This is a genomic window from Yinghuangia soli (assembly GCF_021502675.1).
GTDB lineage: Bacteria > Actinomycetota > Actinomycetes > Streptomycetales > Streptomycetaceae > Yinghuangia > Yinghuangia soli.
On sequence record NZ_JAKFHA010000013.1, the window covers coordinates 79,082 to 92,798 of the forward strand.

Genomic DNA, 13,717 nt, shown 5'->3' on the forward strand with positions numbered 1-13,717 from the left:
GGGCGGCGGGGAGGGCTCGTACCCGGGCAGCGGGGACGGCTTACACGTCGATGCGTTCCGGGTGGGCGTAGACGTTGGCGCCTTCGCCGCGGAGGAAGCCGACGAGGGTGATGCCGGCGTCCTCGGCGAGTTCGACGGCGAGGGACGACGGGGCGGAGACCGCGGCGAGTACCGGGATGCCGGCCATGGCGGTCTTCTGGGTGAGTTCGAACGAGGCGCGGGCGCTGACCGCGAGGACGTGGCCGTGCAGCGGGAGGCGGCCTTCGCGCAGGGCCCAGCCGACGACCTTGTCGACCGCGTTGTGCCGGCCGACGTCCTCGCGGACGCAGACGAGGCGGCCGTCCGGGGTGAACAGGCCCGCGGCGTGCAGGCCGCCGGTGGCGTCGAAGACCTTCTGGGCGGCGCGCAGTTCGCCGGGCAGCCGGTACAGCGCGGCCGGGGTGATCCGCAGGGGGTCGGCGGCGACGTCGTGCCGGGACATGCGGCGCAGGCCCTCGATGCCGGTCGTGCCGCAGATGCCGCAGGCGCTGGACGTCCACACACCACGCTGCAGCCCGGGGTCCAGGGGCGGCACGTGGGCGGCGAGCACGGCCTCGACGACGTTGTAGGTGTTGCGGCCTTCCTCGTCGGTGCCCGCGCAGTAGCGCAGGCCGGCGAGGTCGCGGGTCTCGGCGACGATGCCTTCCGCGACGAGGAATCCGGCGACCAGGTCGAAGTCGTCGCCGGGGGTGCGCATCGTGACGGTGAGGGTCCGGCCGCCGACCCGGATCTCCAGCGGTTCCTCGGCGGCAAGCGTGTCGGTGCGCCGGGAGGTCGCGGCGCCGTCCAGGCGCAGGATCTTGTGGCGGCTGGTCACCCGGCCCACGAGCGGCCCCCTTGCATTCGTCTTGCCTTCGTCCGGCGGTCGATGGTCGTCCGTCCGGCGGCGCCGCGGTCGTCCGTCCGGCCTGCGGTCCAGGCAGGAACCCTACGTGCCGCCCGAGCCGCGGGCGAGGCGGGCCGCGGGACGGATTCCGCATCACCTCTGGTGCTGTCGTCATCTATGCACATAATGAGCTCGTGAATAAGGATCTGCACAACGGCTCCGTCCCTGCCGTCACCGTCGCCGAGGCCGGGCTGACCCCCGCCGACGTCATCGCGGTCGCCCGCGGCGCCGCCCGCGTCGACCTGTCCCCGCGCGCGCTCAAGGCGATGGCCGCGAGCCGGGCCGTCGTCGACGACCTGGCCGCCTCGCCGCGCCCGGTCTACGGCGTCTCGACCGGCTTCGGCGCGCTGGCCACCCGGCACATCAGCGCCGAGCTGCGCACCCGGCTGCAGCACTCGCTGGTCCGCTCGCACGCGGCCGGCATGGGCCCGCACGTCGAGCCCGAGGTGGTCCGCGCGCTGATGCTGCTGCGCCTGAAGACGCTCGCGTCCGGCCGCACCGGCGTACGCCCCGAGGTCGCCCAGGCGATGGCCGCGCTGCTCAACGCGGGCATCACGCCGGTCGTCCACGAGTACGGCTCGCTGGGCTGCTCGGGCGACCTGGCGCCGCTGTCGCACTGCGCGCTGGTGCTCACCGGCGAGGGCGAGGCGCACGGCCCGGACGGCGTGGTCCGCCCGGCCGCCGAACTGCTCGCCGAGCACGGACTCGCGCCGGTCGAGCTGCGCGAGAAGGAGGGCCTGGCCCTCATCAACGGCACCGACGGCATGCTCGGCATGCTGCTCATGGCGCTGGCCGACCTGGCCGCGCTGTTCACCGCGGCCGACATCACCGCCGCGATGACGCTGGAGGCGCTGCTCGGCACCGACCGCGTCCTCGACCCGGCGCTGCACGCCATCCGCCCGCACCCCGGCCAGGCCGCGAGTGCCGGCAACATGCTCCGCATGCTGGCCGGTTCGGGCATGACCGGGCACCACCAGGACCAGAAGCCGCGCGTGCAGGACGCGTACTCGGTGCGCTGCGCTCCGCAGGTCGCCGGCGCCGGCCGCGACACCCTCGCGCACGCCGCACTGGTCGCCGACCGCGAACTGGCCGCCGCGGTCGACAACCCGGTGATCCTGGACGACGGCCGCATCGAGTCGAACGGCAACTTCCACGGCGCGCCGGTCGCGTACGTCCTCGACTTCCTCGCCGTCGCGGTGGCCGACCTCGGCTCCGTCTCCGAGCGCCGCACCGACCGGCTGCTCGACCCGGCGCGCTCGCACGGCCTGCCCGCGTTCCTCGCCGACGACCCGGGCGTCGACTCCGGCCTGATGATCGCCCAGTACACCCAGGCCGCGCTGGTCTCGGAGTGCAAGCGGCTCGCGGTCCCGGCGTCGGTCGACTCGATCCCGTCGTCCGCGATGCAGGAGGACCACGTCTCGATGGGCTGGAGCGCGGCCCGCAAGCTGCGCACCGCGGTCGACAACCTCACCCGCATCCTCGCGGTCGAGCTGGTCGCCGCGGCCCGCGCCACCGACATGCGCACGCAGTCCGGCGACCTGGCCCCGGCGCCCGCCACGGCCGCGGTCATCGCCGCGCTGCGCGGCGCGGGCGTCCCGGGCCCGGACGCGGACCGGTTCCTGTCCCCGGAACTCGCCGCCGCCGAGGAGTTTGTACGCTCGGGCGCGCTGGTCCGCGCGGCCGCCGCGGTCACCGGACCGCTGGCCTGACCCGTCCGGTACGGAACGCGGACCACGCAGACGGGAGAGGGGGAGCCATGGACATGACGGCGGACGCACCGGCGGACACGCCGACCGGCCGGTCGGCGGGCACGCCGGCGGACCCGGGCCGCGAAGCGGCGGAAGGTGCCGGGGAGTTCCCGGCACCCGAGGAACCCGGCGCGGCCGGGGCCGCCGGCACCGCCGACGCCGACGGCGCAGCCGGTACCGGCGGTGCTGCCGGTACCGCGGCCGCGCTCGTCCGGGAAGGCCAGGAGAGCCCGTCCTCGCGTCTGCTCGCCCTGTTCGAGGAGCACCGCCTCACGCCCACCCAGCGGCGCATCGCGCACTGCCTGGTGCGGCATGCGGGGGAGGCCCCGTACCTGTCCAGCGTCGAGGTGGCGCAGCTCGCCGGGGTCAGCCAGCCGTCGGTGACGCGTTTCGCCGTCGCGCTCGGCTTCGACGGCTATCCGGCGCTGCGCGCCCGGCTGCGCACGCTCGGCCTGCCGGTGCGCACCGAGACCGAGGCGGAGGTGCACCGCAACGAGTACGTCGGCGCGGTGCACGCCGAGATCGCCAACCTGACCCGGCTCGCGGAGCAGCTCGCCGATCCCGGGCCGGTCGCCCGGGCCGCCGAACTGCTCGCCGATTCACGGCCGCTGGTGGTGCTGGGGCTGCGCACCGGCATGGCGCCGGCGCGCAGCTTCGGCTACTTCGCCGCCAAGGTGCTGCCGGACGTGCGGGTGCTCGACGAGGGCGGTTCGCTGCTCGGCGACCGGCTCGACCAGGCGCGCGCCGCGGGTGCGACCGGGGTGCTGTGCTTCGCGCTGCCGCGCTATCCGCGCGAGCTGACCGATGCGCTGCGCACCGCGAAGGACCTGGGGCTGCGCATCGTGACGATCGCGGACGGGCCGTTCGCACCGGCCGCGGCGCTGTCCGACGCGGTCCTGGTCGCGGGGGTGAGCGGCCAACTGGTGTTCGACGCGTGCGGGGCGCCGATGCTGCTCGGCCAGGTGCTGCTGCAGGCGATGTGCGACATCACCCCCGGGCGGGCGCAGGCCCGCCTCGAGGAGTTCGACCGGCAGGCGGCGGAACGCGGCCTGTTCGAGGCCTGACCGGCGATTTTGCCGCCCCCGGGCGGCCTCGGCGACCTACTGCCGGGGCCGCCCGGCGCTGTTTCCGGCGCCGTTCCGGGCGTTCTTCGGAGCGTTCTCGGGAGCGTTGCCGGGGGCGTTCTTGGGGGCGCGGCCGTGCTCGGCCTGCCAGGTGCGGTCCTTGGCGCCGGTACGCCCCCACACCAGGCCCACCATGACGCCCACCGCCGCCGCGCCGCCCGCGATCAGCGCGGTGTAGGCGTACCGCGGCGTGCTCAGCAGGAACCCGCCCGCGCAGAACATCAGCCCGGCCAGCAGCACCGCGACCACCACACCGGTCTCCCGCACCCGGGTGCGGGCGAAGGCCAGCAGGGCGAAGGCGGCGCCCGCGGCGAGGGCGCCGAGGGCCGTGACGCCCCAGATCAGCTGCTCGAGTTGCATCGCGTTCCGGCCCGACTCTCTTACGTATCGCTTACATAGTGGAAGAAATCTCCCAAAAGGGTAGCTCTGCCGTCCGGATCCCCTCTGTTCGGCACCCGGAAGACGAGATACATTCACTCTCGAAGGTTCTGAAGATTTCCATGCAAGATGTCCGTGCCGGGCGTCGCGCATGGTCCGGGACAGATACACAGCAGCCGCCCCGCGGACCCCGCCGACCCTCCGGCGCGGGCGGGAGGGGGCGAGATTGGGACGAGCGATGACGGACCCCACCCACGGCGCCCGACCGGTGCGCGCCCCGCGCGGCACCACGCTGAACACCCGCGGCTGGGCCCAGGAGGGCGCCCTGCGGATGCTCATGAACAACCTCGACCCCGAGGTCGCCGAGCACCCCGACAAGCTCGTCGTCTACGGCGGCACCGGCAAGGCGGCCCGCGACTGGCGCTCGTACGACGCCATCGTGCGCACCCTGCAGGACCTCAAGAACGACGAGACCCTCCTCGTGCAGTCCGGCCGCCCGGTCGGCGTCATGCAGACCCACGAGTGGGCGCCGCGCGTCCTGCTCGCGAACTCCAACCTGGTCGGCGACTGGGCCAACTGGGAGGAGTTCCGCCGCCTGGAGGCCCAGGGCCTGACCATGTACGGCCAGATGACCGCCGGTTCGTGGATCTACATCGGCACGCAGGGCATCCTGCAGGGCACCTACGAGACCTTCGCCGCGGTCGCCGCCAAGCGCTTCGGCGGCACCCTCGAAGGCACCATCACGCTCACCGCCGGCCTCGGCGGCATGGGCGGCGCCCAGCCCCTCGCGGTCACCATGAACGGCGGCGTCGCGATCTGCATCGACTGCGACCCGACCCGCATCGACCGCCGCATCGAGCACCGCTACTGCGACGTGCGCTGCGACACCGTCGACGAGGCGCTGCGACTGGCCGTCGAGGCCCGCGACGCGCGCCGCCCGCTGTCCATCGGCCTGCTCGGCAACGCCGCCGAGATCGTCCCGCAGCTGCTCGCGATGGACGCCCCGATCGACATCGTGACCGACCAGACCAGCGCGCACGACCCGCTGGCATACCTGCCGATCGGCGTCGACTTCGACGACATGGCCGAGTACGCCCGCAGCAAGCCCGCCGAGTTCACCAAGGCGGCCCGCGAGGCGATGGCCAAGCACGTCGAGGCCATGGTCGGCTTCCAGGACAAGGGCGCCGAGGTCTTCGACTACGGCAACTCGATCCGCGGCGAGGCCAAGCTGGCCGGCTACGAGCGCGCGTTCGACTTCCCCGGCTTCGTGCCGGCGTACATCCGCCCGCTGTTCTGCGAGGGCAAGGGCCCCTTCCGCTGGGCTGCGCTCTCCGGCGACCCGAAGGACATCGCGGCTACCGACAAGGCCGTGCTCGATCTGTTCCCGGAGAACGAGTCGCTGTCCCGCTGGATCAAGATGGCGCAGGAGAAGGTGCACTTCCAGGGCCTGCCCGCGCGCATCTGCTGGCTGGGCTACGGCGAGCGCGACAAGGCCGGCGAGCGCTTCAACGACATGGTCGCCCGCGGCGACGTGTCCGCGCCGATCGTCATCGGCCGCGACCACCTCGACTGCGGCTCGGTGGCCTCGCCGTACCGCGAGACCGAGGCCATGCTGGACGGCTCGGACGCGATCGCGGACTGGCCGCTGCTCAACGCCATGGTCAATGTCGCGTCCGGCGCCTCGTGGGTCTCGATCCACCACGGCGGCGGCGTCGGCATCGGCCGCTCGATCCACGCCGGCCAGGTGACTGTCGCGGACGGCACCAAGCTGGCCGGCGAGAAGGTCCGCCGGGTGCTGACCAACGACCCCGGCATGGGCGTCATCCGGCACGTCGACTCCGGCTACGACCTGGCCGCGGACGTCGCCGGCGAGCGCGGCGTGCGCATCCCCATGCGGGAAGGCGACGACGCGTCGTGACCTTCGAGCCCATGTGGGCGGACCTGCTGCCGGTCGGGCGCGACGCCCGCACCGGCGGCTACCGCCGCTTCGCGTGGAACGCCGCGGACCTGGAGTGCCGCGCGTGGTTCCGCGAGCAGGCCGAGCGCCGCGGCCTCGTGTACGAGGCCGACCGCAACGGCAACCAGTGGGCCTGGTACGCCGGTCCGGGCGCGGCGGCCGCCGCGCCCCGCCCCCGGGTGTCCCCGGCCCGCGCCCGCCCACCGGTCGTCACCGGCTCGCACCTCGACTCGGTGCCGGACGGCGGCGCGTTCGACGGCCCGCTCGGCGTCATCTCCTCGTTCGCCGCGTTCGACCTGCTGATCGAGCGCGGAGCGGAGTTCCGCCGCCCGCTGGCGATCGTGAACTTCGGCGACGAGGAAGGCGCCCGCTTCGGCGTCGCATGCGTCGGGTCCCGGCTGGCCGCGGGCGTGCTCACCCCCGAGCAGGCCCGCGCGCTGAAGGACGGCGACGGCGTCTGCCTGCCGGACGCCATGGCGGCGGCCGGCTACGACCCCGAGCGCATCGGCGCCGACCCGGAACTGCTGGACCGCATCGGCTGCTTCGTCGAACTGCACGTCGAGCAGGGCCGCAAGCTCGTGGACGTGGACGCCGCGGTCGGCGTGGCATCGGCCATCTGGCCGCACGGCCGCTGGCGGTTCGACTTCCGCGGCGAGGCCAACCATGCGGGCACCACCCGCCTGGAGGACCGCCGCGACCCGATGCTCACGTACGCGACCACCGTGCTGGCGGCCCGCAAGAAGGCCCGCCTCGCGGGTGCGGTGGCGACCTTCGGGAAGGTCGCGGTGGAGCCCAACGGCACCAACGCGATCGCCTCGCTGGTGCGCGGCTGGCTCGACTCGCGGGCGCCCGAGGAGGTCGTCCTCGACGAGGTCGTCGCAGCGATCGCCAAGGCGGCCGCGGACCGGGCCGAGATCGACGGCACCGAGGTCGACGTCGTGCGCGAGTCGTACACGCCGATCGTGGAGTTCGCCGGCGGCCTGCGGGACCGCATCGCGAAGAACCTCGGCGGCGCCCCCGTGCTGCCCACCGGCGCCGGGCACGACGCGGGCATCCTGTCCGCGACGCTGCCCACCGCGATGGTGTTCGTCCGCAACCCGACCGGGGTATCGCACTCCCCGGCCGAATCGGCCGAAATGCCCGACTGCCTGGCCGGTGTGGAAGCCCTTGCGGACGTGCTCGCCGACCTGCTCGTCGACGACAGCGCGGGCCGCGGCGGCACCGGCCACGACAACGACCGCAAGGAAGCGACCACGTGACCACCCAGCTCCTGTGGTGCGAGATCGTGCACACCCGCACCGGGGTCGAACGCGACACCGTCATCGAGATCACCGACGGCGTCATCACCGGCGTACGCCCGGACACCCCCGCCCCGCCGCCCGGCGCGGCCGTGCGGCGCGGGCTGACCCTCCCCGGCTTCGCGAACGCGCACTCGCACGCCTTCCACCGCGTGCTGCGCGGCCGCACCCAGGCCGGCTCGGGGACGTTCTGGACGTGGCGCGAGATGATGTACTCCGCCGCGGCCAAGCTCGACCCGGACACCTACCTCGCGCTCGCGCGGGCGGTGTACGCCGAGATGGCGTTGGCCGGCATCACCTCGGTCGGCGAGTTCCACTACCTGCACCACGGTCCCGGCGGCACCCCGTACGACGACCCCAACGCCATGGGCAACGCGCTGATCGAGGCGGCCCGGCAGGCAGGCATCCGCATCACGCTGCTGGACACCTGCTACCTGACCGGCGGCGTCGGCCAGAAGCCGGCCGGCACGCAACTGCGCTTCGACGACCGCGACGCGGACGGCTGGGCGGCGCGCGCAAGCGAGCTCAAGCCCGCCGAGCACGCCCGCATCGGTGCGGCGGTGCACTCGGTGCGCGCCGTGCCGGCCGACCAGATCCCGGTGGTCGCGGCCTGGGCCGCGGAGCGCGGCGCCCCGCTGCACGCGCACGTCTCCGAGCAGCCCGCGGAGAACCACGCGAGCCTGGAGGCGTACGGCAAGACGCCGGTCGAGGTCTTCGACGCGGCGGACGCGCTGGACCCGCGGTTCATCGCGGTGCACGCCACGCACCTGACCGACCACGACATCGCCCGCCTGGGCTCGACCGGCGCGGGCGTGTGCCTGTGCCCGACCACCGAGCGGGACCTCGCGGACGGCATCGGCCCGGCCGGGGAGCTGTCGCGCGCCGGGGTGCCGCTGTCGCTGGGCACCGACAGCCAGGCGGTCATCGACATGTTCGAGGAGGCCCGCGCGGTCGAGCTCGACGAACGCCTGCGCACCGGCAGCCGCGGCCACTTCACCACCGCCCGCCTCCTCGTGCACGGCACCGTGCTGGGCCAGGCCGCGCTGGGCTGGGAGGGCATCGGCCGCATCGAGGCCGGCATGGCGGCCGACCTCGTCACGGTCGGCCTGGACTCGGTACGCCTCGCCGGCACCGTGCCCCGCCTGGCCTCGGAATCGGCGGTCTTCGCCGCGACCGCGAGCGACATCACGCACGTGATGGTCGCGGGCCGCACGATCGTCGAGGACGGGCAGCACACGCTGGTCGAGAACGTGGCAGGCGAATTGGCGGCGTCGATCGGCGCCCTCGTCGAGTAGCAGCCGAGTGCGCCCGCAGTCACCCACCCCAAGACTGCGGGCGCGCGGCTGCCGAGCCGGACTTCCGAGCCGGACTTCCGAGCCTGACTTCCAAGCCGGACTGCCAAGCCGGACTTCCGCGAGCCGGACTTCCGAGCCTGCTTCCGAGCCTGCTTCCGAGCCCGACTTCCGAGCCCGACTTCCGAGCCCCGCCCGGACCCGGAACCCGCGGAACGCCCCCCTCCCGCCATTCGTTGTGGCTCGCAGGGGGCCCACCCGCTTTGCCTGCGCCAGACCTCGTTTTCCACTTCCCACAACCCGCCCCGCCGCAGCCTCCGGAGCCCGCCCGTGCCGTCGCTTCTCCTCGACAACATCGGTTCCCTCGTCACCAACGACCCCGCGCTCGGCGAAGGCCCCCTCGGCCTCCTCCGCGACGCCGCCGTGGTCGTCGACGGCGGCCGCGTCTCCTGGGTCGGCCCCGCCGCCGCGGCCCCCGACGCCGACGCGCGCCACGACGCCGAGGGCCGCGCCGTCATCCCCGGCTTCGTCGACTCGCACGCGCACCTCGTCTTCGCGGGCGACCGCACCGCCGAGTTCGCCGCCCGCATGGGCGGCCAGGCGTACGCGGCCGGCGGCATCCGCACCACCGTCGCGGCCACCCGCGCCGCGTCCGACGACGCCCTCGCCGCCAACCTCGAACGCCTGGTTGACGAGGCCGCCCGCCAGGGCACCACCCTCATCGAGTGCAAGTCCGGCTACGGCCTGACCGTCGACGACGAAGCCCGTGCGCTCAAGCTCGCACACCGGGTCACCGACGAGGTCACCTACCTCGGCGCCCACGTCGTCGCCCCCGAGTACGCCGACGACCCCGCCGCCTACGTCGACCTCGTCACCGGCCCCATGCTCGACGCCTGCGCCCCGCACGCCCGCTGGGTGGACGTCTTCTGCGAGCGCGGCGCGTTCGACGGCGACCAGGCCCGCGCGATCCTCTCCGCCGGCATGGCCCGCGGCCTGACCCCGCGCGTGCACGCGAACCAGCTCGGCCACGGCCCCGGCGTGCAGCTGGCCGTCGAGCTCGGCGCCGCGTCCGCCGACCACTGCACGCACCTGACGGACGCCGACGTCGACGCGCTCGCCCACGGGCAGACGGTCGCCACCCTGCTCCCCGGCGCCGAGTTCTCCACCCGCGCCGTCTACCCGGACGCCCGCCGCCTGCTCGACGCGGGCGCGACGGTCGCGCTGTCCACCGACTGCAACCCGGGGTCGAGCTTCACCACCTCGATGCCGTTCTGCATCGCGGTCGCGGTCCGCGACATGCGCATGACGCCCGACGAGGCCCTGTGGTCGGCGACCGCCGGCGGCGCGGCCGCCCTGCGCCGCACCGATGTGGGACGCATCACCCCGGGCGCCCGCGCCGACCTGGCCGAGCTGGACGCGCCCTCCCACGTGCACCTGGCCTACCGGCCCGGCGTCCCGCTGGTCCGCACGGTGTGGCGCGAAGGCGCCCTGGTCACGGCCGCCCGCTGACGCAGCGCCGACGCACCGCCGACGCGGGGCCGGAGCCCCGCAGACCGCGGCCCTGGGCTGACAATCCGTCAGACTTTGGGTGACCGGTGTTACGGGGGTCCCCCTTCTCGGGACCCCGCCCGTCGTACATACTCCCGAGTAACCCTCACGACCAAGACGCGTGGCCGGGACCCGCCTGCGAGCAGGCCCGGACATGCGCGTACACGAGAAGGAGGCGCCTGGTGGGCCGCCTTGCGCAGACCGACGGGCTGACCGACGTCCAGCGGGAGATCCTCTCCACCGTCCGCACCTTCGTGGACAAGCAGATCATCCCCGTCGCGACCGAACTCGAGCACCGGGACGAGTACCCGACGGAGATCGTCGAGGGCATGAAGAAGATGGGGCTGTTCGGCCTCATGATCCCGGAGGAGTACGGGGGCCTCGGCGAGTCGCTGCTGACCTACGCGCTCGTGGTCGAGGAGATCGCACGTGGCTGGATGAGCGTGTCCGGCATCATCAACACGCACTTCATCGTCGCGTACATGATCAAGCAGCACGGCACGCAGGAGCAGAAGGACTACTTCCTGCCGAAGATGGCCGAGGGCGAGATCCGCGGCGCCTTCTCGATGTCCGAACCGCAGTGCGGGTCCGATGTGTCGGCGATCCGCACCAAGGCGGTCAAGGACGGCGAGTTCTACGTCATCAACGGCCAGAAGATGTGGCTGACCAACGGCGGCTCCGCCAACCTCGTCGCGGTGCTCACCAAGACCGACGAGGGCGCCGACTCGGTCTACAAGAACATGACCACCTTCCTGATCGAGAAGGAGCCGGGCTTCGGCGAGACCCGTCCGGGGCTGACCGTGCCGGGCAAGATCGAGAAGATGGGCTACAAGGGCGTCGACACGACCGAGCTGGTGCTCGACGGCGTGCGCGTGCCGGCCGACCGCATCCTCGGCGGAGTCCCGGGCAAGGGCTTCTACCAGATGATGGACGGCGTCGAGGTCGGCCGCGTCAACGTCGCCTCGCGCGGCTGCGGTGTCGCGCAGCGCGCGTTTGAACTGGGCGTGCAGTACGCGCAGCAGCGCGAGACATTCGGCAAGCAGCTCGCCGAGCACCAGGCGATCCAGTTCAAGCTCGCCGAGATGGCCACCAAGGTCGAGGCCGCGCACCAGATGATGGTCATGGCGGCCCGCAAGAAGGACGCCGGCGAGCGCAACGACCTCGAGGCCGGCATGGCGAAGTACCTGGCCTCGGAGTACTGCAAGGAGGTCGTCGAGGACTCCTTCCGCATCCACGGCGGCTACGGCTTCTCCAAGGAATATGAGATCGAACGCTTGTACAGGGAAGCCCCGATGCTCCTGATCGGCGAGGGCACGGCCGAGATCCAAAAGATGATCATCGGTCGCCGGCTGCTGGAGAACTACAAGCTCCGCTGAGTCCCGCGGCGCGCCGCGAAGGCCCTGGCACCTTTTAAGGGCCAGGGCCTTCGCGCAGCATCGACGCATCCCGGTACAGGCGCTCGATTTCGTTGCGATCCTCCGCGCGAGCGCGGCCACTACCCCTTCAGCCTGGGGCACCCGTCGGGCTGGCGATGTCGGCCGAACGAGTGACTCGCTGCCGGAAATCAGGCACTTCGGCGGCGTATGACCCGACCCCGCCGTGAGACGCTGAACGGGTCATGACCTTGCTCCGCCCGCACCCCCGCACGCGTCTCCTCCTCGCTGCGATCCTGCTGGCGGTCGCGGCGGTCGCCTACAGCTCCTGGGTGCTGGAGATCCTCCTGCCGACCCGGCTCAGCTCGGTCGACGGCTACGCGAGCGAGCTGTTCGCCGCCGACCAGCCGTACCGCTGGGTGTTCGGCAGCCTCGACATCCTCGCCGGGGTCTGCGCCGTCGCGGCCGCGCTGCTCGTCCTGCCACAGGTCGCAGGCCCGCGGACCGGCAGGCGCCCGGCCCACCTCGGCTGGGCCCGTCTCGGCTGGGTGCATCTCGGCTGGGCAGCCCTCGCCGTCTTCGGCATCGCCACCCTCCTGGACGTGGTGTTCCCCCTCGACTGCGCCCCCTCCCTGCCGGCCTGCGCGGCCTTGGAGGAAGGCGGCCTCGCCTCCTGGCGCCACAACGTGCACCTGGTCACCAGCGTGATCGCGAACGCCGCCGCGATCGCCGCGATCGGCGCGCTCTGGCTCGCCGCCCGGCACCGCGACGCGCAGCCCTCGCACCCCTCCCACCCCTCCCACCCCACCCACCCCGCCGAGCCCGCGCGAGCCGCCCAGCCGGTGCAGCCCGTACCGCCGCGCCGCGCCGGCATGCTGCTCTTCTGGACGGTCCTCGTCCTCGCCCTCGCGACCGCCGCGCTGAGCCTGCACGGCATGCGCATCGCCGTCCCGGACGTGCTCGCGCACGGCGGCCAGGGCGTCCCGCAGCGCCTCGGTGTGGCGATGATCGCCGTATGGCTCGCGGTCGCCGCCGCGTCGCTGCACCGGGCGGCGCGGGCGGCCGGGGATGATGGCCGCACCGGCCCGCAGGACGCGCGGCGCCCGGGAGGATCGGGGAGCGGAACATGGCACGCGGAGTCGGGCGGCCGCCGGGCGAATTCGTCGACGTCGGCGGAGTCGTCCTCCACGTCGTCCGGGACGGGCGGGGCGGCGGACCGTCGGTGATCGTCACCAGCGGACTGGGCGGCGCCTGGTTCGACTGGGACCTCGTCGCACCGGAACTGGCCGCGGCCGCGGACTGCCGGGTGGTGCGCTTCGACCGGCCCGGCCTCGGGTTCAGCGCGCCGGATCCGCGCGCGCCCACGCTGCGCGGCGAGGCGGACCGGATCGCCGCGCTGGCCGCGCGGCTGTCGCTCACCGGCCCGTACGTCCTGGTCGCGCATTCGTTCGCGGCCTTCCACGCCGAGGCGTTCGCGCGGCTGTATCCGGATCTGACCGCGGCCCTCGTGCTGGTGGACCCCAGCGTGGAGTCGGCCCCGCGGCCGCGCCCCGCGCGCGAGGCGCGGCTGGCCGCGAGCCGGGCCGCCGGGGCGGCGTTCCGGGTCTCCGGCCTGAGCCGCCCGGTGGGTCCGGCGCTGCGGCGGCTGACCGTGCTGGCGCAGGCGCGGCGCGGGCGGGACGTGGCCGATCCGCGGTGGATGCGGATGGCGTACGGCTCGGGGAGGTTCCTGACCGCGGCGTTCGTGGAGAACACCACGTACCTGGACGAGGCGGCCGAGCTGATCGACCTGCGCCGCCGGCTGGACCTGCCCGACATCCCGGTACGCGTCCTCGCGGGAGCGGGCGGCCGCGAGACGCTCGCCGCGCGGGCGAAGTGGCTGCGGGCGCAGCGCGCGCTGGCCGCGCTGGCCCCGCGCGGCCGCTGCGACGTCCTGGAGGACGCGGCGCACCTGCTGATGATGGACCGCCCGGACGCGGTGGTGGCGGCGGTGCGCGAGGTGCTGTCCGAGACCAAATGACCTGGTGTCTTTCCCGGCAGGCCGGGTAATCGGGTGGAACGCCGAGCCGACCGA

The 13,717-nt window shown here is 73.7% G+C and carries 11 protein-coding genes; 9 read left to right on the plus strand and 2 right to left on the minus strand.

Annotated elements, in window-relative coordinates; translation table 11 throughout:
* Positions 1-40: 40 nt before the first annotated feature.
* Positions 41-865, minus strand: a complete 825-nt coding sequence (gene fdhD, locus LZ495_RS21820) for a formate dehydrogenase accessory sulfurtransferase FdhD (protein ID WP_235054449.1) — start codon at positions 863-865, stop codon at positions 41-43.
* Between the two features lie 194 nt (positions 866-1,059).
* On the opposite strand from fdhD, the gene hutH reads away from it, so the two are divergent.
* Complete coding sequence (hutH, locus tag LZ495_RS21825; RefSeq protein ID WP_235054450.1) at positions 1,060-2,634, plus strand: histidine ammonia-lyase; 1,575 nt, start codon at positions 1,060-1,062, stop codon at positions 2,632-2,634.
* Positions 2,635-2,681: 47 nt separating this feature from the next.
* Positions 2,682-3,737, plus strand: coding sequence for a MurR/RpiR family transcriptional regulator (locus LZ495_RS21830; RefSeq protein WP_235054451.1), 1,056 nt, complete (start codon positions 2,682-2,684; stop codon positions 3,735-3,737).
* A gap of 36 nt (positions 3,738-3,773) precedes the next feature.
* On the opposite strand, the gene LZ495_RS21835 is transcribed toward LZ495_RS21830, so the two are convergent.
* The gene (locus LZ495_RS21835) at positions 3,774-4,157 is read right to left on the minus strand and encodes a hypothetical protein (RefSeq protein WP_235054452.1); all 384 of its coding nucleotides are present in this window, start codon (positions 4,155-4,157) and stop codon (positions 3,774-3,776) included.
* A gap of 256 nt (positions 4,158-4,413) precedes the next feature.
* Here LZ495_RS21835 and hutU point away from each other — a divergent pair, with 256 nt between their 5' ends.
* The 7 genes from hutU (at position 4,414) to LZ495_RS21870 (ending at position 13,663) form a co-directional block, all read left to right on the plus strand.
* Positions 4,414-6,093 (plus strand): urocanate hydratase, encoded by a 1,680-nt coding sequence (gene hutU, locus LZ495_RS21840; RefSeq protein ID WP_235054453.1) that lies wholly within the window; start codon positions 4,414-4,416, stop codon positions 6,091-6,093.
* An 11-nt stretch (positions 6,094-6,104) separates the two neighbouring features.
* On the plus strand, positions 6,105-7,391 hold the full coding sequence (locus LZ495_RS21845) for an allantoate amidohydrolase (protein ID WP_235054636.1): 1,287 nt from the start codon (positions 6,105-6,107) through the stop codon (positions 7,389-7,391).
* Positions 7,388-8,725: a formimidoylglutamate deiminase gene (locus tag LZ495_RS21850; protein ID WP_372498619.1), complete on the plus strand. Its 1,338-nt coding sequence runs from the start codon at positions 7,388-7,390 to the stop codon at positions 8,723-8,725. The genes LZ495_RS21845 and LZ495_RS21850 overlap by 4 nt, the downstream gene beginning before the upstream one ends.
* Before the next feature lie 327 nt (positions 8,726-9,052).
* Positions 9,053-10,231 (plus strand): imidazolonepropionase, encoded by a 1,179-nt coding sequence (hutI, locus tag LZ495_RS21855; RefSeq protein ID WP_235054454.1) that lies wholly within the window; start codon positions 9,053-9,055, stop codon positions 10,229-10,231.
* Between the two features lie 221 nt (positions 10,232-10,452).
* On the plus strand, positions 10,453-11,646 hold the full coding sequence (locus LZ495_RS21860; protein ID WP_235054456.1) for an acyl-CoA dehydrogenase family protein: 1,194 nt from the start codon (positions 10,453-10,455) through the stop codon (positions 11,644-11,646).
* Between the two features lie 242 nt (positions 11,647-11,888).
* The gene (locus LZ495_RS21865) at positions 11,889-12,869 is read left to right on the plus strand and encodes a DUF998 domain-containing protein (protein WP_235054458.1); all 981 of its coding nucleotides are present in this window, start codon (positions 11,889-11,891) and stop codon (positions 12,867-12,869) included.
* Positions 12,866-13,663, plus strand: a complete 798-nt coding sequence (locus tag LZ495_RS21870) for an alpha/beta fold hydrolase (RefSeq protein ID WP_235054459.1) — start codon at positions 12,866-12,868, stop codon at positions 13,661-13,663. Before LZ495_RS21865 ends, LZ495_RS21870 begins: the two co-directional genes overlap by 4 nt.
* Positions 13,664-13,717: the final 54 nt, after the last annotated feature.

What these genes read in the sequence shown, in the direction of transcription:
- LZ495_RS21830 (WP_235054451.1), top strand. Translation starts at nt 2,682, where the DNA reads ATGGACATGACGGCGGACGCACCGGCGGACACGCCGACCGGCCGGTCG.
- LZ495_RS21835 (WP_235054452.1), bottom strand. Translation starts at nt 4,157, where the DNA reads ATGCAACTCGAGCAGCTGATCTGGGGCGTCACGGCCCTCGGCGCCCTC.
- hutU (WP_235054453.1), top strand. Translation starts at nt 4,414, where the DNA reads ATGACGGACCCCACCCACGGCGCCCGACCGGTGCGCGCCCCGCGCGGC.
- LZ495_RS21845 (WP_235054636.1), top strand. Translation starts at nt 6,105, where the DNA reads ATGTGGGCGGACCTGCTGCCGGTCGGGCGCGACGCCCGCACCGGCGGC.
- LZ495_RS21865 (WP_235054458.1), top strand. Translation starts at nt 11,889, where the DNA reads ATGACCTTGCTCCGCCCGCACCCCCGCACGCGTCTCCTCCTCGCTGCG.